This is a genomic window from Stenotrophomonas sp. 05L413 (assembly GCF_056397945.1).
The window spans coordinates 358,061-380,165 of the sequence record NZ_JBFTOL010000001.1 but is presented as its reverse complement, the minus strand read 5'-3'; the positions used below and the strand labels follow the sequence as shown (position 1 = coordinate 380,165).

Here is a 22,105-nt window from a genome sequence, read left to right as displayed (position 1 = left end):
TTTCATGTCGCAAATAGCTCTTAAATTGGCGGGCCTCCATAGGGGCGGTCTATAGCGAACGATGGTTCGTGCCAGCCCACGTTCGAGATCCTGCATGCCAAACAACGTATTCCCCACCCCGGCTCGCGCCGGTACTCACGGCGCTTCTCCGCGCGCATGGCTGCTGGCCCCGCTGGCGGCCGCGCTCGCCCTGATCTGCTCGCCCGTGCACGCCCAGCAGCTGCCTGCCCCGGATCAGGAACTGCTCCGCCAGCAGGAGCGCGAACGCGCGCTGCGCGAGCAGCTTGAAACCCGGCCCGATGCGCGCCTGCAGGAAGCACCGGTAGCGGCCCCGGAGCGGCTGCCCACCGATGAGGCCCCCTGTTTCGTGATCGAACGCATCACCTTGGGCGGTGAGCAGGCCGAGCGATTCCAGTGGGCGCTGGCTGCGGCCAACGTCAAAGGCGACCCGGCGCTTGGCCGTTGCCTGGGCACCACCGGGATCAACGTGGTGATGTCGCGCGTGCAGAACGCCATCGTGGAACGCGGCTTTGTCACCACACGCGTGTTGGCCCAACCGCAGGACCTGACCACTGGCACGCTGGAGTTGACCGTCGTACCCGGCACGCTGCGCCAGATCCGGTTCGCCGAGGGCACCCATCGCGACGCCACCTTGTGGAATGCGATCCCCGCGCGCAGTGGCGACCTGCTCAACCTGCGCGATATCGAACAGGGACTGGAGAACTTCAAGCGCGTGCCGACCGCCGAGGCCGACATCCAGATCAGCCCGGCCGAAGGCGCCGATGCCGCGCCCGGGCAGAGCGACCTGGTCGTGCAGTGGTCGCAGCAGCGGCTGGTGCGCTTCAACCTGAGCCTGGACGATTCCGGCAGCAAGGCCACCGGCAAGACCCAGGCCGGTGCGACGATGTCGCTGGACCACGCGCTGCGCCAGAACGACCTGTTCTACGTCAACCTCAACCATGACGTGTTCAGCGGCGGCAAGCGCGGCACCAAGGGCTTCACCTTCCACTACTCCGTGCCTGTCGGCTACTGGCTGTTCGGCGCCACGCGCAGCGGCTACGAATACGAGCAGACCGTGGCCGGCAACCAGCAGTCGTATCTGTACAGCGGCGAAAGCTACAACGCCGAAGTACGGGCAACGCGCCTGCTGTTCCGCAACGCGAGCAGCAAGACCAGCATGTACCTGCGCGCGTGGGAGCGCGACTCGCGCAACTTCATCGACGACACCGAAATCCTGGTGCAGCGCCGGCGCATGGGCGGCTGGGAACTCGGCCTGAACCACCGGCATTTCATCGGCCAGGCCACGCTGGATGGCACCGTCGGCTTCCGCCGCGGCACCGGGGCATTCGGCTCGATCGCAGCGCCCGAGGAACTGTTCGGTGAAGCCACCTCGCACCCGAAGATCTACTTCGCCGACGCCCAGCTGAGCGTCCCGTTCCAGCTTGGCCAGCAGCGCCTGCGTTACACCGGCAGCTGGCGCGCGCAGTGGAACCGTGGCGGGCTGGTGCCGCAGGACCGCTTCGCGATCGGTGGCCGCTACACCGTGCGCGGCTTCGATGGCGAGATGTCGCTGATGGGCGAACGCGGTTGGCTCATCCGCAACGACATCGGCCTGGCACTCGGCGGTGGGCAGGAGTTCTACGTCGGCGCCGATTACGGCCATGTCGGCGGCAGCGCCACGCAATGGCAGCTGGGCAATGACCTCGCAGGCACGGTGATCGGCCTGCGCGGGTCCTATCGCGGCCTGTATTGGGACGGCTTCGTCGGCGCCCCGTTGAACAAGCCGTCTGGCTTCCAGAACGCGTACACGGTCACCGGATTCACCCTGAGCTGGTCGTTCTGATTTCAGTGCGGGCGCGTTCGCGCCGCACCGACCGCACGCACACAAAGGAATTGTAATGAACAAGCATCTGTACCGCCTCGTGTTCAACCACGCCCTCATGCTCTGGCAGGTCGCCGCGGAAATCACCCCGCGCCCCGGCGGCGCCGGTACCGGGCAGGATGGCGATCGCACGGCGGCACTGCGCCCGATGGCCTTCGCGTTGTGGGTGATGCTGGGCTGGGTCGGCGTGAGCGGCCTGGCCGCGGCGCAGGTGGTGGCCGATCCGAACGCGCCCGGCAACCAGCGCCCGACCGTGCTGGAAACCGCCAACGGCACGCCGCAGATCAACATCCAGACCCCCAGTGCGGCGGGTGTCTCGCGCAATACCTACCAGCGTTTCGATGTCGACCAGCAGGGCGCCATCCTCAACAATTCGCGCGGCAACACGCAGTCCCAGCTCGGTGGCTGGGTACAGGGCAATCCGTGGCTGGCCGGTGGCACCGCACGGGTGATCCTCAACGAGATCAACGGCGCCAACCCGAGCCAGCTGCGCGGCTACGTGGAAGTGGCCGGCGACCGCGCGCAGGTGGTGATCGCCAACCCCGCTGGTATCGATTGCGACGGCTGCGGCTTCATCAACGCCAACCGCATCACCCTGACCACCGGCACGCCGACGTTCAACGGCGGCGCGTTGGAGGGCTATCGCGTGCAGGGCGGGGCAATCCATATCTTTGGCGCCGGCATGGATGCCAGCCGGGTCGACTACACCGATCTGATCGCGCGCTCGGTGCAGCTCAATGCGGGCCTCTGGGCACAGCAGCTGCAGGTCACCACTGGCGCCAATACGGTGAGCGCCGATCTGAGCCGCGTGCAGGCCCAAGCGGCCGACGGCAGCACGCCGCAGTACGCGCTCGACGTCGCCCAGCTCGGCGGCATGTATGCCAACAAGATTCTGCTGATGGGCACCGAGCATGGGGTAGGCGTGCGCAACGCCGGCAATCTCGGCGCGCAGACCGGTGAGCTGGTGGTCACCGTCGATGGCCGGCTGGAAAACACCGGCAAACTGCAGGCGCGCGACGACACCGGCATCGCGGCCAGCGGCGGTGTGCGCAATGAAGGTCTGGTCAGCGCGGGTCGCGAGTTGAACCTGCGCACCGGCCAGGATCTGGACAACCGCGGCGGCCAGCTCAATGGCACCCGTCTGGATGTGGAAGCCGCCTCGCTGGTCAACCGCGACGGGCGCATCGAGCAGGCGGGTGTGCAGGCGTTGGCGGTAGAGAGTGGGCAGCTGAACAACCGCGACAAGGGCAGCATCGGCGCGCTGGCCCAGCAGGATGGCACCGCACCGACGACGCCAGGCACGGGGGAAGGCACGGGCAACCCAGGAACACCGGGCACCGGCAACGGCAGCACCGACGGCAGCGCGCCGGGCGTGATTCCGCCGACCACCGCGCCGCTCGCGCAGGGCCGCGTGGTGATTGCCGGCCTGCTCGACAACAATGCCGGCGCGGTGCTGGCCGGTGGCGATATCGATCTGCGCGCCAGTGGGTTGGACAACGACGCCGGCAGCATCGGCGTGCGCGACCTGAGCGTGAACGGTGGTTTGCTGTCCAATCGGCAGGGCGAACTGACCACCCAGCGCGACCTGCGCGTGCAGGGCCAGGCACTGCACAACGACGCGGGCGCATTGAATGTGGGCGGCGCCCTCGATGTGCGCACCATGCAGCTGTCCAACCGCAGCGGCAAGATCGCCCACAGCGGCACTGCACCCGCGCAGCTTCAGGTGGCAGGCACGCTCGATAACACCGACGGCAGTCTCGCCAGCAACGCCGCTTCGCTGGCGCTGACCAGTGCAATGCTGGTCAACACCGATGGCACGCTGCTGCACGCCGGCAGCGACGGCCTGCAGCTCACCACCGGCACGCTGGACGGCCAGCGCGGCGAGATCGCCACGGCTGGAACGCTCAGCCTGCGCGCAGGGCAGGTCGACCATCGCCAGGCGGAACTGCAGGCCGGCACGCTCGATCTCCAGGTCGATACGCTCGACAACCGTGGCGGCCAGCTGCTGGCGACCGGCAGCCAGGCCAACCGCATCAAGGCGGCAACCGCGCTGGACAACAGCGGTGGCACGCTCGCCAGCAACGGCGATCTGGCCATCGATACCGCGCTGTTGAGCAACGCGGGTGGGCAGGTGCAGCAGGCCGGCAGCGGCCGCCTGGACGTCACCGCGGCGACCTTGGCCGGGGCAGGCGGCAAGCTGCTGAGCAATGGCGCGCTACACCTGCAGGGACAGCGTATCGACGTCTCCGGCGGTATCACCTCGGCGGTGCGGCTGGCGATCGACGCCGGGCAGTTGGACAACCGTCGGGGTGAGCTGATCGCCACCGGCACCGACACGCTTGGCCTGCGCGTGACCCACGCGCTGCAAAACGACAGCGGACAGATCATCGGCAATGGTGCGCTCGCCGTGGAGGCGGGCAGCCTCTCCAACCGCGACGGCAAGCTGCTGGCGGCAGGCAATGCGGCCTCCGCGCTGCAGGTGGCCGGTGTGATCGACAACCAGCGCGGCACACTGGCCAGCGCGGGCGATCTGACCCTGCAGGCTGGCCAGCTGGACAACCAGGCTGGCACGGTCCAGGCGGCCGGTGACCGTGCATTGCAGCTGAGCGTGGACGGCTTGCTCGACAACCGCCAGGGTGGCCTGATCGCCTCCGGTGGTGCGCAGCAGCTGCGCGCCGGCAGCCTCGACAATCACAGCGGCACCGTCAACGCGGGCCATACGCTCGGCGTGGCGGTGACGCAGGCGCTGGACAACAGCGCCGGCACCGTTGCTGCCAACGGCACGCTGCAGGTGCAGGCCGGCCGCATCGTCAACCGTGAGGCGGGCACGCTGGCCTCGGTCGAGGGCGATGTCACGCTCGATAGCGCGAGCGCTATCGACAACACCGCCGGTGTGATCCAGGCCGAACGTGCGCTCTCGGTCGCCAGTCAGGGGCTGACCAACGTGCGTGGCACCCTGGCGGGCGCGTCCGTTGCTCTCGATACGGGCCTGGGGGGCGTGGACAACAGTGAGGGCATCCTCGCCGCCACCGCCGGCACGCTGGATATCCGCAGTGGTGCGCTGGAGAACCGCGCTGGCCTGCTGCAGTCCAGTGCGGCGATGCGCATCGATACCCACGGCCAGCGCCTGGGCAACACCGAGGCGGGCGCGCGCGGCGGTATCGTCAGCGGTGCCGGGCTGACCCTCCGCGCGGGTGAGCTGGACAACCGGGCCGGCCTTGTCCAGGCGCAGGCGGCGCTGGATGCGCGGCTGGCCTCGCTGGACAACCGCAGCGGCGGGCAGGTGGGTAGCGGGGCCTCGTTGCTGCTGCAGGCGCAGCGCGTGGATAACAGCGGCGGCCGCCTGCAGGCGAGCGAGAATCTGACGCTGGATCTGAGCGGTGAGCTGGTCAACCAGGCCGGTTTGGCCGTGGCCGGCGGCGATCTGGTCGCCCACGCCGCGCGCATCGACAACCGCAACACGACCGGCGGCAGTATCCCGCTCGGCCTGCAGGGCCGCAGCGTGGCCCTCACCGCTGCGCAGATCGACAACAGCGCGGGCATGATCGCCGCCGACCAGCGGATCGCCCTGCAGGCGGCCGATGTGCTGCTCAACCAGCAGGGGCTGGTGTCCTCGGCGGGCAGCCTGGACGTGCACGCCGGCCAGGTCGGCAACACCGACGGCACGCTGCTGTCGGCGGGCAACCAGACGCTGCATGCCAACGCGCTCAACGGTACGGGCCGGGTGTTGTCGCAGGGCGACCTGGTGCTGGCGCTGCAGCAGGACTACCGCAACGATGGCCAGATCACCGCCAATGGCAAGGCCACCGTTTCCACGCAGGGGCTGTGGACCAATGCAGGCAAGGTGCAGGCCGGGGATCTGAACCTGCACGCACGCCAGATCGACAACCTCGCCACGGGTGAGATCAGCGGCATCCGCACCCAGGTGCGCGCCGATGGCGTGCTCGGCAACCGAGGCCTGATCGACGGCGTGGATACCCGCGTCGATGCCGATGTGATCCTCAACGTCGGCACCGGTCGCATCTATGGCGACCGCCTGTCGATCGGTGCCAACACCCTGGTCAACAGTGACGAAACGCTGGAGGGCGTGACCCGCGCGGCCACCATTGCCGCGCGTGAGCGCCTGGACATCGGCGCCGGCACCGTGGTCAACCGCGAGCAGGCGCTGATCTTCAGCGCCGGCGGTGGCGACAATGCACTCAACATCGGCGGTGCGCTGGATGCGCAGGGGCATGCAGTCGGTCGCGCCGGCTCGGTGCACAATGCCAGCGCGACCATCGAATCGCTGGGTGGCCTGACCATCGATGCCACGCGCCTGCTCAACAGCAACGAGCATTTCGCCACCACTGAAGTGATGGTGGTGGGCCCGACCAAGAAGCTGTACATCCAGCCTAAGGGCACGCCGGGCATGCACGATGCCAGCGAGTTCACCTGGTCCAGCTGGAGCCGCGCCGGCAAGTACTGGTGGAAGAACGGCAACGGCGACGTCAAGGACTGGACCCAGTACGACGTCACCCATACCGAGTACGAAACCCAGGTCGCCTCCAGCGCGCCGGGTCGCGTCATTTCCGGCGGCAACATGACGCTACGCGGCGATGAGCTGATCAACGACAAGAGCCAGATCCTGGCCGGCGGTGCGTTGCTGGGCGACCTGGGCAACCTGCGCAACATCGATGCATTCGGCGAGTACCGGGTGCACGAGGAAGGCACCAGCCAGTACACCTACAGTCGCTGGCGCGGTGGTTTCAAGCGCTATCACGAACGCAAGTGGGACCGGAAGATCGCCTATCGCCCGGCCGATGAAGTGCGCACCATCAACCTGGGCGTCACCCGGACGGCCGAGCACACCCGCGACGGTGGCAGCGGCTATCAGGTGGGCGGCGTCAGCACCGGTTCCGTCGGTGGGCAGGTCGGTGGCGCAGCCGAGGCCGGTGCCGTGGGTGGGCAGCGCCAGGTGACCGAAGTCAGCGCCAGCGTGGCCTCGCTGGCCGGGCCCGGCAGCACTGCCGGCACCGGTGCGCAGGGTGCGGCGGGCAACCAGCCGACCGTGATCCGCACCATCGGCGTGGAGGCCGAACTGCCGCAGAGCAGCCTGTTCCAGAGCGGCCCGGATGCCGGCCAGTACCTGGTCGAAACCGATCCGCGTTTTGCCGATTACCGCAGCTGGCTCGGCTCGGAGTACCTGCTGCAGAAGATGGGCGTGGACCCGGCCAACGTGCAGAAGCGCTTGGGCGATGGCTTCTACGAACAGAAGCTGGTCCGCGATCAGGTCGCCCAGCTCACCGGCCGCCGCTTCCTGGACGGCTACGCCGACGATGAAGCGCAGTACCGCGCGCTGCTCGACAACGCGGCCACCATCGCCGACGCATGGGGCCTGCGCCCCGGCGTGGCGCTGACCCCGGCACAGATGGCCCAGCTCACCAGCGACATCGTCTGGCTGGTCGAACAGCGCGTCAGCCTGGCCGATGGCAGCACCACCACCGCACTGGTTCCGCAGGTGTATGTGCGCGTGCGCCCCGGCGATATCGACGGCACCGGTACGCTGCTGGCCGGCCGCTCGGTGGAGCTGAACCTGCGCGGCGACCTGGTCAACAGCGGCACCATTGCTGGCCGCACCGCGGTGAAGATCGACGCGCAGAACCTGCGCAACCTCGACGGCCGCATCAGCGGTGACACGGTCAATGCCAACGCGCGTACCGATCTGGACAACCTCGGCGGCCTGATCGATGCGCGCAGCGTGCTGGTCGCCAGCGCCGGCCGTGATCTCAACATGGTCACCACCACCCGCAGCGGTCAGAACACCGCGGGGTTGAGCGACTTCAGCCGGACCAACATCGATCGCGTGGCCGGGTTGTTCGTGAGCGACCAGGGCGCCACGTTGCTGGCCAAGGCCGGCCGCGATCTGCGCATGGACGGCGCCCAGGTGGTCAACACCGGTGCACAGGGCCAGACCCTGCTCGCGGCGGGCCGGGATCTCTCCCTGGGCACGGTCACCGAGGCACGCCAGGAAAACAATGTCCGCAACAACGACAACTACCTGCGCCAAGGCTACGAACGGGAGGTCGGCACCACCCTCGATACCGCCGGGGCGGTACAACTGCAGGCCGGGCATGACGTGAACCTGCGCGCCGCGCAGGTCTACAGCAGCGATGGCGCGATCTCGGTGATGGCCGACAACGACGTCAGCATCGCCAGCGGCGAGCAGAGCAACAACTGGAGCGAGGGCCGCAAGCACACCCATCGCGGGCTGTTGAAGTCCACCACCAACACCACGCGCGACAGCCTGGAAGAAACCCAGGCCATCGCCAGCACGCTGAGCGGGCACCAGGTGGCAGTGCGTGGCAACAACATCACCGTGACCGGCAGCAACGTGGTCTCCGATGCGGGTACGGTGCTGCTGGCCGACAATGATCTGACCGTGCAGGCGGCGACCAACACGCGCGGCGAGAGCCACTACAAGCGCAAGGATGAAAGCGGCTTCCTCTACAACGGCGGCGTCGCGTTCACGGTCGGCACGCAGATGCAGAGCCGCGATGCCAAGGACGTGAGTACCAGTGCCGCGGCGTCCACCATCGGCTCCACCGCGGGCAACGTGGTGATGGTGGCGGGCAACAACTACCGCCAGGTCGGCAGCCACGTTGTCGCGCCGGTGGGCGATGTCGACATCCACGCGCGCAAGGTCGATATCGTGGAAGCCCGCGAGACCGGCGTCGCCACCCAGGAGGACAAATTCCGCCAGGCTGGTCTGACGGTGGCGTTGACCGCGCCGGTGATCTCGGCGATCCAGAGCGCCGAGCAGATGAAGAAGGCGGCCAGCCAGACCGACGACAGCCGCATGAAGACGCTGGCGGCGGCGACCACCGTGCTCAATACGGCGGCAGCGGTGGGTGCGGTGCAGGCCGATCCGGGCGCGGCGGGCGGCATCAACATCTCCATCACCGTGGGCGGCGCACGCAGCGACAGCAAGACCACCACCACGCATGACAACGCAGCCGGCTCCAGCATCACCGCGGGCGGCGACGTGCGCATCAGTGCCACGGGCGCGGGCAAGGACTCGGATCTGACCGTGATTGGCAGCACCATCAACGCCGGCAACAACGCCTACCTGCGGGCCGATGGCGATATCGCCCTGCTGGCGGCGAAGAACACGCAGGAAACCGATCGCAAGAGCAGCGCGGCCAGCGGTGGTGTCGGCGTGGCCATCAGCATCGGCTCCGGTGGTGCCAGTGCGGGCATCACCGCCAACGCCAGTGGCTCCAAGGGCAAGGGCGAGGGCACCGACGTGCAGTGGACCAACAGCCACGTCAACGCCGGCAACGCGCTGGTGCTCGAATCCGGTGGCGACACCACCCTGCGTGGCGCGGTGGCCAGCGGCCGCGAGGTGATCGCCGATATCGGCGGCGACCTCAACATCGAGAGCCTGCAGGACACCTCCACCTTCCACAGCAAGGACACCAGTGTCGGCGGCAGTGTCACGGTCGGCTTGGGCTTCTCCGGCAGCGCCAGCTACGGCAACACCAAGGTCGATGGTGACTACGCCAGTGTTGTCGAGCAGAGCGGGATCAAGGCGGGCGACGGTGGCTACCAGGTGCGCGTAGGCGGCAATACCGATCTGATCGGTGGCGTGATCGCCTCCAGCGAGCAGGCCATCGCCGACGGTCGCAACCAGCTGATCACCAGCACATTGAGCGTGCGCGATCTGGACAACCGCAGCGATTACAAGGCCAGCAGCCTGAGCCTGTCCGGCGGCTTCAGCAAGAGCGGCACAGGCGGCCCGTCCAATGGCGGCAACAGCGGCCGTGGCAACGACGGCACGCCCGGGTCCACCGGTGCAGCCGGGCAGGGCAGCAGCTGGTCGTGGCAGAACTATGGCAACGATGCCAGCGCCGCCGCACCCGGCTATGCCAGCGACAAGGGCAGCGATGCCAGCACCACCCGCAGCGGCATCAGCGCAGGCGCGCTGACCATCACCGATGGCAACGCGCAGCTGGCCAGGACCGGCAAGAGCATCGACGACACCCTGGCCAGCCTCAATCGCGGTGTGCTCAGTGGCGACGATGCCAACGGGCTGATCCGTAACTGGGATCCGGTGGAGCTCGCGCAGAAGGTGCAGGCCGAAGCGCAGATCAGCGCAGCGTTCACCCAGCAGGCGCACAGTGCCGTGGGCAGCTATGTGGCCAGCCGCGGCGCCAGCATCAAGGAGCGTTACGAACACGCCGACACGCCGGAGCAGAAGGCTGCGCTGCAGGCTGAAGCCGATGAACTGCGCACGCAGGAGAAGATGCTCAACATCCTGATCGGCGCGGTGACCGGTTCGGCGACCAGCGCGGTCTCCAAGGAGGCGCTGGCCAGTGCGGCGGACTGGATGCGGCAGGAGATGATCAAGAACTCGCAGTTGTTCCCGGGTGTCACCGACGGCGTGACGACACTGGACAACATCCACGGAAAGAGTGCCGGTGTGGATGGCGATGAGTTCAAGATCGGGGGAACCCGCGTGGACCTGGATCAGCTGTGCGGACCTGGCAGCATCCGCTGTGCAACGAATCCAGACGGCACACTTGCCCTGGATTCGCTGGGACGCGTGCAGTTCGACGATAAACAGGGGGGATTGACCCTCGCCCAGTACCTGGCGTCGGAGGAAGGCAAGAAACTGGGCGGCGTAACTGGGGGTATCCAAGGCTGGACAGGGACGCTGCGAGGCGACCCCTACAAGCCAGGAGACTGGCAGGACAGGCTGATCGAGTACTTCGCCGGCCCGCATGACATGATCGGCGGGCAACTTGCAGGGTTGTACGATGAGCAGGGGAATGCACGTCGTGGCCGTCCATGGGCGCTGTCCACCTTCCACGAAGGCTGGACCGTCGTCGCGATTCCCGTGGCGGCTCCCTTCGCAATGGCGAAGGCGCTGCCGCCCCAGGTCTGGTCCGCGATCTCCATTCTTGCCGGTGCCAGTCGATGACATCCCTCCTCCATCCCTCAAAGAAAAGGTACGTCAGCATGAGTTCCCCGCGTGCAGGAAACAGGCTCCTACTTGCCTGTGTAACGTTGATGCTCGCCAGTTGTGGCATCGGCGGTATGTGGATGAATGGAGATCCGTCCGTGGGCAGGAACATCGTTCCACCGCGCGATCATTGGCAGAAAGCAGGCAATGACCCCGCGGCCCGCAGTGCGGACTGGCTCGGTTGTGGCGGGGCGGACAGCGGCGGTTACAACGTCGCCACGTCGGATGGATCGAGCTCTGCGGTGATCCAGCAGGCGATGAGCCGCAAGTTCGACGACATGCAGCGTTGCATGATGTCCCGCGGGTATCAATACACGGGCTCCTGCGAAGGCGATATACGCAGTCAATATCCCGCATGCCAGAAGTAAGGCGTCTGCGGACATTCTGGACGAAGCGCATGAAGCAAGTTCGAAGGCGAAGCTGTACGGGGTTCGGTCTGCTGATGGCGGTAGCGGTCATGACGGGCTGCACCGCGGGCAACGGGCGCTTATGCGGCCCGCAGACGCCGCGCGCCTACTGTGACAAGAAAACCCACGACGCCTTGGCCAATCCCCCTTCGCAGCGCGACAGCTGGGCCGCGGGCACGGCAGATGCCTCGCAACTGGGGGCGGCGTGGGTGGCATGCGGCGGCATGGCGAACGGCAATGTCGGCATCGATCAACAGGGTGGCAACGGGCGCGAAACCGTGCAGCGCCTCACCCGGAAGAATGACGACGTCCAGCGCTGCATGATGCAAAAGGGATACCGCTACACCGGGTCATGCTCAGGGGATATTGCGAGTCGATTCCCCGCCTGCCAGTCGCGATGAACGTGCTGCGGCCTCGTGGCGTTGCGTTCACCGCTGCACCTGCTCCCTGGGATCGACGGTCGGTGCATGAGCACCCTCGCGCGAGCCGGAAGGCCAGACGCATATCGATGCTGATGGCGACCGTGCTTCTCGCGGTTGCAGGATGTGCCAGCACTCCCGCTGTACCGGGGCAGGTGGCGGTGACGGACATGGGGCCTGTTCCGGCGGGTTCCGTTCGCGTCATGCCGACGCGGCAGTACTGGCGAAAGGCGGGGGCGAGCAAGGCCGACGCGGACCTGGCCCGGCAGCAATGCAGCCAGCACCTGCGAAACACCGACGAGTACGTTGGGCTTCTCAAGGAGAGCGCCGTGATCACGAAGATCTGGCATGCCGAACGTACCTCGGCACAGAAGAAGCGGCGCAAAGAGATCGCCGCTCGGCTGGGCCAGCTCCATGATGCATGCATGGCCGGCGAGGGGTTCGAGTTCGTGCGTCGTGGGTTTCCGGTGGAGTGAATACGATGCGCATGGCACTGCTGTTCGTCCGTAGGGGGTTCATCTGTCGCAAGCATCCCGCCAAACGGCACACCGGTCGTGCGACGGTGGTGCTCGGCATGCTGTTCGGGCTGACCGCCTGTGGTGCAGGTGGGATGTGGATGAATGGAAACCCTGCCGCAACCCGGCAGCTGGTGCCGCCGGGCCACGACTGGAGCAGGCCGGACGCAGGTGCCCTGGTGCGTGATACGGACTGGCAGGCCTGCGGCGGCCAACGCAGTGGGAACATCTCCCCAGACCGGCAAGGTGCCACGGGTGAGGAAACCGCCCATCTTTCACGCGACAAGCTCTACGCGGCACAACGGTGCATGCTGGGGAAGGGCTACCGCTACACCGGTCGCTGCGAAGGGGAAATCCGCAGCCGCTACCCGGCCTGCCAATCGCCAGGCACAAAAAAACCCGGAGAGACAGTGATGTCTTCCAGGCTTGATTGTGACCATCAGATGGTCGGGGAGACAGGATTCGAACCTGCGACCTCTACGTCCCGAACGTAGCGCTCTACCAGACTGAGCTACACCCCGTAAGGAGCCGCCTATTGTATCGATCCCGCCGGTCGGCGGCAAGGGGGGATCGCGTTTTTCGCCTTCGGTGCCGTGTTGCCACGGCCCTTGATAAAGAAGCCTGGAAACGTGTTCCCAGGCTTCAATACGACCACCGAAGTGGTCGGGGAGACAGGATTCGAACCTGCGACCTCTACGTCCCGAACGTAGCGCTCTACCAGACTGAGCTACACCCCGAAGGAGCCGACAAGGATACGGTGTGAAGACCCGATCGGCAACCTTTTTTTAGCCTTCTTCGTGATCCGTGCGGCTCTGCTCGCGGGCTTCGAACCACATGCCGTTGAGAATGGCCACGACCGAAGCCAGCCCTGCTCCCAGAATCCAAGCGAAGTACCACATGGTAAGTCTCCTATGGCGCCGTGGGGCGCGTCAGTAAGCGTTGGGGTTGTCGCCCATCTCTTCGGCCGTGGTCTTGCCCTTCATCACGCGGTAGACCCAGGAGGTGTAGGCGATGATGATCGGCAGGAAGATGGCCGTGGCGATCAGCATGATCCCCAGGGTCAGGTGGCTGGAGGAGCTGTCCCAGACGGTCAGGCTGGAGCCCGGCTGGCTGGAGGAGGGCAGCAGGAACGGGAAGATCGCAAAGCCGACGGTCAGGATGATGCCGGCGATCGAGGCCCCCGAGGCCAGGAAGGCCAGGCCACCACGGCGGGCCCGCAGCAGCACCGCGCTGGCCAGCGCACCCACCAGCCCGAGGATCGGGGCCAGCAGGGTCAGCGGCATGCTCTGGTAGTTGCGCAGCCAGCCACCGGCCACCGCACCGACGGCCGCGGTCTTCAGCAGCGGGTTGGTCGGGCCATCGGTCACCACCTGCGAGGTGATCTGGTAGCCCGGCAGGCCGAAGGCCACCCAGACGCCGGCCAGGGCGAACAGCACGAAGGTCAGCGCCGCGGCAACGCTGCCGTAGCGGGCCGAGCGCTCGGCCACCGGGCCATCGGTCTTGAGCACCAGCATCGCGGCACCGTGCGAGACCACCATCGCCACGCTGACCAGACCGGCCACCAGCGCGAACGGGTTGAGCAGGCCGATCAGGGTGCCGGTGTAGAAGATGCGCATGCTGTCATCGAAGTGGAACGGCACGCCGACCAGCACGTTGCCCACCGCCACGCCGGCGATCAGTGCCGGCAGCAGGCCGCCGACGAACAGCGCACGGTCCCAGTTCTCGCGCCAGCGCTTGCCGGGCATCTTGCTGCGGTACTTGAAGGCGACCGGGCGCAGGATCAGCCCGAACAGCATCAGGAACACCGCCAGGTAGAAGCCGGAGAAGCTGACCGCGTACAGCGGCGGCCAGGCGGCGAAGATCGCACCGCCACCGAGCACCAGCCACACCTGGTTGCCTTCCCACACCGGGCCGACGGTGTTGATCACCAGCCGGCGTTCGTCATCGGTCCTGGCCACGAACGGCAGCAACGTGCCGACGCCGAGGTCGAAACCGTCCATCACCGCCCAGGCGATCAGCAGGATGCCGAGCAGCAGCCACCAGATCACGCGGAGCGTGGTGTAATCGAGTCCAATGAATTCCATCTGGGTTCTCCTGCCTTACGCCCGACCGTGGGTCGGCGCAGCGGCATTGGGGGAAAGGGACGTGGCTGCAGCCTGCAGCGACGGCAGGATGTCGTCCGGGCCCTTGCGGATCGCCTTGAGCATCAGCTTCACTTCGATGATCAGCAGCACCGTGTACAGCGCGGTGAACACGGCCAGCGTGGTCAGGATTTCATGCAGGGCCAGGCCCGAGGCGGCGTAGAAGGTCGGCAGCACGCCGTCCACCGCCCACGGCTGGCGACCGTACTCGGCCACGAACCAACCGCATTCGATCGCGATCCACGGCGCCGGCAGCGACCACAGGGCAAGCTTGAGGAACCAGCGCTTGTCCTGGAAGTTGTGGCGGCACGAGTAGTAGAAGGCCAGGGCGAAGAAGGCGATCAGGTAGAAGCCCAGCCCGGCCATGATGCGGAAGGTCCAGAACAGCGGGGCGACCCGCGGCACGGTATCCATCGCGGCCTTGGAGATTTCTTCCGGGGTGGCGTTGAGGATGTCTTCGCGATAGCGCTTGAGCAGCAGGCCGTGGCCCAGATCCTGCCAATGGCGGTCGAACATCTCGCGCGCTTCGACGTCGTTCTTGTCCTTGCGCACGCGTTCCAGCGCACCGTAGGCCAGCTGGCCGCCGCGGATGCGGTTTTCAGCGCGCCCCACCAGTTCCAGGATGCCCGGAATCGGCTGGTCCAGCGAACGGGTGGCGATCAGGCCCATCAGGTACGGGATCTTGATCGCGTAATCGTTGGTGTGGGTGGTCTGGTTCGGAATGCCGAAGGCGGTGAAGTCGGCCGGCGCACGCTCGGTTTCCCACATCGCTTCGATCGCGGCCAGCTTCATCTTCTGGTGTTCGCTGGCGGCATAGCCGCTTTCGTCACCCAGCACCACCACCGACAGCGAGGACAGCAGGCCGAAGGCGGCCGCCACCGCGAAGGAACGGCGTGCCATGTCCTTGTGCTTGTTGCGCAGCAGGAACAGGGCGCTGATCGACATCACGAACACCGCACCGGTCACGTACCCGGCACTGACCGTATGCACGAACTTGGCCTGGGCCACCGGGTTGAACAGCACGGCGGCGAAATCCACCACCTCCATGCGCATCGTTTCCGGGTTGAAGATCGCGCCGGTCGGGTTCTGCATCCAGCCGTTGGCGATCAGGATCCACACCGCCGAGAGGTTGGTGCCCAGGGCCATCAGCCAGGTCACGGTGAGGTGCTTGACCGGGGTCAGGCGCTTCCAGCCGAAGAAGAACAGACCGATGAAGGTCGCTTCCAGGAAGAACGCCATCAGGCCTTCGATCGCCAGCGGTGCGCCGAAGATGTCGCCGACGTAATGGCTGTAATACGACCAGTTCATGCCGAACTGGAATTCCATCACGATGCCGGTGGCGACGCCGATGGCGAAGTTGATGCCGAACAACGTGCCCCAGAACAGCGTCATCTGGCGCCAGACCTGCTTGCGGGTCATGACGTAGACGCTCTCCATGATGGCCACCATGAAGGACAGGCCAAGCGTGAGGGGAACGAAAAGGAAGTGGTACATCGCGGTCAGAGCGAATTGCAGCCGCGACAGTTCTACGACTGTCTGATCAATCATGGCCTGGCTACCTCGTTGGGTTTTGCCGTTTCAGGTGGCGGGAAGGGGGGTCTACGGGGTGAATTCTGTGACCAGCAACTTCAAACAGCCTTGATTCAGATCAATGTACAAACGCACTCGCACGGGGATCGTAGGCCATCCCGCCCCTGCGACCGCTGGCCGCACAGGGGCGGGGCCAGCACCTACTACAATCGACGGAACCTCCCTGTGGCCGCCAGTGACTTGTTTTGAGCATACCCCCCGACGCGACCATTGTTGAGACAACCGCCCTGCGCCGCCTTCGCCTGCACTGGCTGGGTGGGCTGGCGGCGGCCGCCCGCGGCAAGCAGCGGCTGGCGGCGATCTGCATCTGCGTGTCCGGCGCCCTGCTGATCGGGCAGGCGGCCGCCATCGCCTGGTTGATCCAGGCGGTGCTGGTCGATCACCGCCCACTGGCCGACGCTACGCCCGTGCTGCTGGGGTTGCTGGCGGTGCTGGGGATCCGCACCCTGTTGGGCAGTGCGACCCAGGCAACAGCCGGTGATGTCGCCGATGCGGCGCGGCTGGCGCTGCGTGAACGGGTTTATCAGCGGCTGCTCGGGCGCGGGCCCCTGTGGCTGCGCCAGCAACGCACCGGCGAGCTCGGCGAACTGATGCTCGCTCACGCCGATGCGATTGAGAATTATTACTCCGGCTATCAGCCGGTCCGCATCGAAGTAGTGGTGGTCCCGCTGCTGATCGCCATCGCCGTGGCCTGGACCGATTGGGTGATCGCGCTGATTCTCTTGTTCACCGCGCCGCTGGTGCCGTTCTTCATGATGCTGGTCGGTTGGGGCGCAGAAGCCGCCGGCCGTGCGCAGCTGGGCGAACTGGCGCGGATGAGCGGCCACTTCGCCGATCGCATCAAGGGGCTCGGCCTGCTGCGCCTGTACGGGCGAGGCGAGGCCGAACTGGACGGTGTGGCCACAGCGGCAGAAGGCGTGCGCGAGCGCACTTTGAAAGTGCTGCGGATCGCCTTCCTCTCCTCCACGGTGCTGGAGTTCTTCGCGTCGGTCAGCGTGGCGATGGTCGCGCTGTATCTGGGCCTGAGCTATCTCGGCTTGATGTCGCTGCATGCACAGGTGCCGACGCTGGGCGTGGGTATGTTCTGCTTGCTGCTGGCACCGGAGTTCTATGCACCGCTGCGGCGCTTGGCCGCGCACTACCACGATCGCGCCAACGCACTTGCCGCGGCCGCCGAAGTGGAGCGCCTGCTGGGCGACTTGCCGGAGGCACCCGTGGCCGGGGACGCGCCGCCTGCCACCGCACGCGCTCCGGAACTGCTCGAACAGCGCGCCCCCCCGGTGGTCGTACGCGGGGTGAGCCTGCGACCACTGGGTGCACATCACGATGTGGTGCAGCAGCTCTCGTTCCAGATCGAGCCCGGGCAGCGCGTGGCGCTGGTCGGCCCCAGCGGCAGTGGCAAGAGCACGTTGCTGGAAGCGCTGGCCGGCTGGTTGCCCCCGCGCGAGGGCAGCATCGTGCTGCGCCCCGGGTTGGACGTGGGCTACGCGGGGCAGCGTCCCTATCTGTTCCACGGCACGATCGCCGACAACCTGCGGCTGGCCGCACCGGGCGCGACCGATGCGCACCTGCGCGCCGTGGCGGAGGCCGCCCAGGTGATGCGCTTCGCCGCCGCACTGCCACAGGGGCTGGACACGGTGATCGGTGAGCGCGGCTTCGGATTGTCCGGTGGCGAAGCGCGTCGCATCGGCCTGGCCCGGCTGCTGCTGCGCGATCCACAGCTGCTGCTGCTCGACGAGCCGACCGCCTTCCTCGATCCCGATACCGAAGCCGATCTCCTGCGTACCCTGGCCGCCTTCGCTCGTGGGCGCAGCGTGGTGATCGCCACGCACAGCGAGACCGCGATGCGCTGGGCAGACACCCGCCTGACCTTGACCGCCGGCGGCGCGCGCCTGGCCTCGGAGCTAACGCCATGAAGGCCGCGCACATCGATTCGCTGAAGGGTGTGTTCGCCCGGCATCGTGGCCGCCTGCTGCTGACCGTGCTGCTGCTGTGGACGACGATGCTGGCCGGCACCGCGCTGCTCGGGTTGTCCGGTGGTTTCCTCACTGCCGCCGCCTTGGCCGGTGCGGCCGGGCTCGGCAACGGCTTCAACTTCTTCTCGCCCTCGGCAGGCATCCGCGGGCTGACCATGGCGCGCATCGTGTCGCGCTACTTCGAAAAACTGGTCGGCCACGATGTCACCCTGCGCATCGCACGCGATCTGCGCGTGTGGTTCTTCCGGCGCGCGCTGCCACTGGCACCGGCGCGCCTGGCCGGTGTACGCACCGGTGAACTGCTGGCGCGGCTGATGTCGGACATCGGCGAGGTCGATGGCCTGCTGGTGCGCGCGATCGGCCCGCTGTTGGCGCTGGGCGGCATCTCGCTGGTCGCGGTGGTATCGGCCGGCATCATCTATCTGCCGGCGGCCGGTCTGCTGGCGGTGCTCGCCTTGCTGATCGGGGTGGGCGTGCCGTGGCTGACCGTGCGCGGCGCGGCCGACCAGGAGCGCGACCGCGCGCTGCACCGGGCGCAGCTGCGTACCCAATCCTTCGAAGGGCTGGAAGGCGCCGCCGATCTTGCCGCGCTGCAGGCGCGCGAGCATTGGAACCAGCGCGTGCTGGTGGCAGCCAAACAGCTGAAGTCGCGTGACAAGCGTCGCCGCTGGCGCTTGATCAGTGGCAACGCGCTGCACGGATTGTGCGGCGCGGGTGGCTTGGTGGCGATGCTGTGGCTGGCCCTGCATGCCTTCGAGAGTGGCAGCGTGGATGCCGCGCTGGCGGCCGCACTGGTGTTCCTGACGGTCGCACTGCTGGAGCTGTGGGCCGGGATCGGGTTGGCCTGGCAATCGTGGTTGTCCGGTCGCGTCGCCGCGGTGCGGCTGGAGGCGATCGTGGATCAGGCGCCGGGCGTGGTCGAGCCCGACGCGCCGCTGGCCGTGCCATCCGTGCCTGCAACGCTGCGGTTCGATCAGGTGGCGTTCCGTTGGCCCGGCCAGGCGCGCGTGTTGCTGGCCCATGTGCAACTTGAACTCGCGCCGGGCGAACGAATCGCAATACGCGGTGACAGCGGCAGTGGCAAGACCACGCTGTCCTCGCTGCTGCTGCGACTATGGGATCCGGAGGCCGGCAGCGTGCGTTACGGCGATGCCGATATCCGCAGTTTCGCGCAGGCCGACTGGCACCGTCAGATCGCCTGGCTGCCGCAGAACGCGCCGGTGTTCGCCGGCACCGTGGCGGACAACCTGCGGCTCGGCGATGTAGCGGCCAGCGACGCGCGCTTGTGGCAGGTACTGACGGAGGTCCGGCTGCACGCCTGGGCCGAGCAGATCGGCGGATTGTCGGCGTGGGTCGGCGAGAACGGCGCGACCATGTCGGCCGGGCAGGCGCGGCGCCTGGCGCTGGCACGCGCGCTGCTGCGCGACGCACCGATCCTGGTGCTGGACGAGCCGACCGAAGGCCTGGATGTGGATACCGCGCATGCGTTGTTGCATGACATGGTGGATGCGCTGGGCAACCGCAGTCTGTTGATGATCACCCACGACGAATTGCCGGAGGGCATCGTGCATCGGAGCTATCGTTTAAGGGGTGGAGCGCTGGAGTAGCTGGTATAGCGGCCGCTTTCCCTCGCAGATCAGCGCGCCGGGAGTCTGGTGTAGTCGATTAAAGCTGTTGCTGCCCTGATCGTGCCAATCACCATCAGTCGCCACAGCCGACTAGGCAATTATATCTGGTGGGAGATTTTGCCTTATTTGTTCTAAAAAGGATGCTGCCATAGCCGAGAATGGAGCATCATCGCTGGCGTCATTTTGAATAAAGTTGTCGTATATGGCTTGGCGCGTTGCCTGTGGTAAATCTACCCTGAGAATGTTCTCGGCAATCGCGATCAGCCCGCCTAGCTTTTCCTGTCTCCTTTCGACAAGATTTCCCCTATTTAAGTCAAGGATTGCGCGAGAATTCGTCCCGTACATCGTTCCCTTGGATAGGGCTAGTGCGCCCGCGAAAGTTAAGTGATCTTTAGGGTCAGTGGCATAGGGGTCGATAATAAATTCGACGTAAGGATCTTTATTGGATTTATTCTGGTTACAAATTTCGCACGCAAGTGTCAGATTTGTCCACTGAACAGTTAGCGCGGGATCAAGGGATTTAGGGTAAATGTGCTCAACATCTCCGTGGTGGATGTGCAAAAGCTTGCTTTCGCAATAGGCGCATTTTCCATGGGTCTCCAAAATCAATGCTGACTTTATATCCGCATGTCGGTATCGAGTTTTTTCCGTTTCTGTAGGTGAGCTTCCGGCGGCAATCTTGTCCAGGATGGCTCGTGTCCAAAGAGTGGAGTTATCTATCAGTATCTGCGGCTCATTTGACTTTTCTAGTTTAATCATTGTGGGCTCACCATGTGCCTCAGCGCATCTGGATAGTATTCGCCTAAGCCGGCTGCGTTCAAGTCTGCTCGCAGTCTGTTGAGTGCATCTGGCGTTATATCTGGAAGAGTGTAATTGGCGGCTATATCGCGAATATCCTGTTCGGCCCATTCAGGGAGGGTTACTGGAACTCCCAACACGTCTCGAAGAATCTCGCTTGCGGTTCCTGCGCGATTAGCACTGTCCAGACGGATAGAGGAGACTGTGTTGCGCGCCTGGGTGCCAATTGAATCGTCAGTTTTCTCGTACTTTAGGGCATAGACAAGTGAGCTTTTTACGGATGAGACCATAAAGGGGCTGTGTGTAGCTACAACGAATTGTGCATTGGGAAATGCACTAATCAGGCTGGCTAACAGGCTTCTTTGCATGGATGGATGTAGGTGATTCTCTGGCTCGTCAATTAAAACGACAAAGCTTTCCTTTCCTTGTGCAAAGAGGAAGATTTGCCACGCCAAATCTATCAATGCCATGATGCCGCCTGATGCGGAATCTATTACGAAATCTCCTGAGCTCGTCTCTAAGACAACGTCTGGCACTCGAACGCTGATGTCACTGAATCCAATGCTGTCGGGAAGGATTTTCGAAAGAACTTGCTTGAATCCCTCGAATGCCCTCGCAACCTCATCATTTCTCTCTACGTACTGATTGCCTGCACCAAACATGGCCATCGAGATTATGGCCTCCTTCATGCGATACGTTGGCGAGTACTGAGTATATGAATTGTGATGCCGACTATTTACTTCATTGAAGTACATCTGATAGGCTTGGCTCGGCCCAAGTGCATTCGTAGGTATATTGGCAACTTGTTGGTAGTTGCCGATTGGTCGATGAGATCCGATGTTCATTCCGGTGACGCTTTGCATATTATCAAAGCTTACATTGAACTCAATCCCACCTGTCTCCGGCACTCTCAGAGCGGTGGTGTGCTCATTTGAGTAGGTTAATTCTCCAACTGAAGGGCCGTAGGGCTGTATGCCGCGCAATAATTCTTCCCATACCCCAGATGAGTAAGTTAAGGTGCCCGACTTTCCGTGTTTTGGCGTGGCCAAAAGCGGAACATGCCAGCCAAAATGTTGGGCAAGTAATTTAAGTATGGTGCTCTTGCCCGCACCGTTTGACCCGGTGATTATTGTTAGCGTAGGGTGGAATTCTATGTCCAAATTGGCAAATTGGCGCCAATTTTTAATGGTGAGTCGGGTAAAGGTGGGGAGCTTCATTTGGTTGCCATCCTGTGCTTGCAATTCAAGATGATGTTATCAATGTCTCTGCGCGCAGAGGATTTTCTTGAGCTTATTTGTGATTTTAATTGAAGGCAAGACAAAAAATCTAGAGACTCATCGCAATCCGGATCGCGGGAAAATCTGACCTCGTAAGTGGCGCGTGGATTGATCTTACTTGAGGCATGGAGCTGATGTTGCATCCTATCCGTAGCCATAGGATGTCGGCACGCACCTTCTATACTTGTTTTGGTTTCAATCGGCAGGATGCGACACGCTCAGGATCACCTATTGGTGTCAGTCTTGCCGTTATCCCGCATAGGGTGCGTGGATTCCTATCAATGCAAAGACGCGCTTTTATATGGAATTACATACGTAGCAGTGGTCAGCTGCGCTGTGGGTAACGAAATTGCCGGTCGCCGGGTTACGCACTTACGTCGCGGTTTCCCGCTGCGCGCACTCCTGCGTTGGTCTTTCACCATTGCGCGGGCTTAGTTGGAATGGCTACCCCAATGCTGTTCCCAATAGAGA

The 22,105-nt window shown here is 64.9% G+C and carries 12 protein-coding genes and 2 tRNA genes; 7 read left to right on the top strand and 7 right to left on the bottom strand.

Features of this window, described 5'->3' with window-relative positions; all coding sequences use genetic code 11:
- Positions 1–94 precede the first annotated feature (94 nt).
- From AC1DIQ_RS01695 to AC1DIQ_RS01675, 5 genes are all read left to right on the top strand, one after another.
- Complete coding sequence (locus AC1DIQ_RS01695; RefSeq protein WP_478049343.1) at positions 95–1,843, top strand: ShlB/FhaC/HecB family hemolysin secretion/activation protein; 1,749 nt, start codon at positions 95–97, stop codon at positions 1,841–1,843.
- Between the two features lie 55 nt (positions 1,844–1,898).
- A complete protein-coding gene (locus tag AC1DIQ_RS01690) occupies positions 1,899–10,841 on the top strand; it encodes a two-partner secretion domain-containing protein (protein ID WP_478049342.1) in 8,943 nt (2,980 codons plus the stop codon).
- Between the two features lie 38 nt (positions 10,842–10,879).
- On the top strand, positions 10,880–11,251 hold the full coding sequence (locus tag AC1DIQ_RS01685) for a hypothetical protein (protein WP_147433862.1): 372 nt from the start codon (positions 10,880–10,882) through the stop codon (positions 11,249–11,251).
- Between the two features lie 29 nt (positions 11,252–11,280).
- The gene (locus AC1DIQ_RS01680) at positions 11,281–11,691 is read left to right on the top strand and encodes a hypothetical protein (RefSeq protein WP_088434726.1); all 411 of its coding nucleotides are present in this window, start codon (positions 11,281–11,283) and stop codon (positions 11,689–11,691) included.
- A 107-nt stretch (positions 11,692–11,798) separates the two neighbouring features.
- Positions 11,799–12,185, top strand: a complete 387-nt coding sequence (locus tag AC1DIQ_RS01675) for a hypothetical protein (protein WP_478049341.1) — start codon at positions 11,799–11,801, stop codon at positions 12,183–12,185.
- 483 nt (positions 12,186–12,668) lie between these two features.
- Here AC1DIQ_RS01675 and AC1DIQ_RS01670 read toward each other — a convergent pair.
- The 5 genes from AC1DIQ_RS01670 to AC1DIQ_RS01650 form a co-directional block, all read right to left on the bottom strand.
- Positions 12,669–12,745: transfer RNA gene (locus AC1DIQ_RS01670), tRNA-Pro, on the bottom strand.
- Between the two features lie 139 nt (positions 12,746–12,884).
- A tRNA-Pro gene (locus AC1DIQ_RS01665) sits at positions 12,885–12,961 on the bottom strand.
- A gap of 48 nt (positions 12,962–13,009) precedes the next feature.
- Positions 13,010–13,123, bottom strand: coding sequence for a cytochrome bd-I oxidase subunit CydX (gene cydX / locus AC1DIQ_RS01660; protein ID WP_019182852.1), 114 nt, complete (start codon positions 13,121–13,123; stop codon positions 13,010–13,012).
- Between the two features lie 30 nt (positions 13,124–13,153).
- Positions 13,154–14,308: a cytochrome d ubiquinol oxidase subunit II gene (gene cydB / locus AC1DIQ_RS01655; protein ID WP_478049340.1), complete on the bottom strand. Its 1,155-nt coding sequence runs from the start codon at positions 14,306–14,308 to the stop codon at positions 13,154–13,156.
- Between the two features lie 15 nt (positions 14,309–14,323).
- Positions 14,324–15,913: a cytochrome ubiquinol oxidase subunit I gene (locus AC1DIQ_RS01650; protein WP_478049339.1), complete on the bottom strand. Its 1,590-nt coding sequence runs from the start codon at positions 15,911–15,913 to the stop codon at positions 14,324–14,326.
- A gap of 227 nt (positions 15,914–16,140) precedes the next feature.
- Between AC1DIQ_RS01650 and cydD the strand changes: the two genes are divergently transcribed.
- Complete coding sequence (cydD, locus tag AC1DIQ_RS01645; RefSeq protein WP_478049338.1) at positions 16,141–17,871, top strand: thiol reductant ABC exporter subunit CydD; 1,731 nt, start codon at positions 16,141–16,143, stop codon at positions 17,869–17,871.
- Positions 17,868–19,538, top strand: coding sequence for a thiol reductant ABC exporter subunit CydC (cydC, locus tag AC1DIQ_RS01640; protein WP_478049337.1), 1,671 nt, complete (start codon positions 17,868–17,870; stop codon positions 19,536–19,538). Before cydD ends, cydC begins: the two co-directional genes overlap by 4 nt.
- A gap of 111 nt (positions 19,539–19,649) precedes the next feature.
- Here the strand turns inward: cydC and AC1DIQ_RS01635 are convergent, their stop codons facing one another.
- Together AC1DIQ_RS01635 and AC1DIQ_RS01630 are read right to left on the bottom strand one after the other, a co-directional pair.
- A complete protein-coding gene (locus AC1DIQ_RS01635; protein WP_478049336.1) occupies positions 19,650–20,318 on the bottom strand; it encodes an HNH endonuclease in 669 nt (222 codons plus the stop codon).
- Positions 20,315–21,574 carry an AAA family ATPase gene (locus AC1DIQ_RS01630; protein WP_478049335.1) on the bottom strand — a complete coding sequence of 420 codons (1,260 nt, stop codon included), beginning with the start codon at positions 21,572–21,574 and terminating at the stop codon, positions 20,315–20,317. Before AC1DIQ_RS01630 ends, AC1DIQ_RS01635 begins: the two co-directional genes overlap by 4 nt.
- Positions 21,575–22,105: the final 531 nt, after the last annotated feature.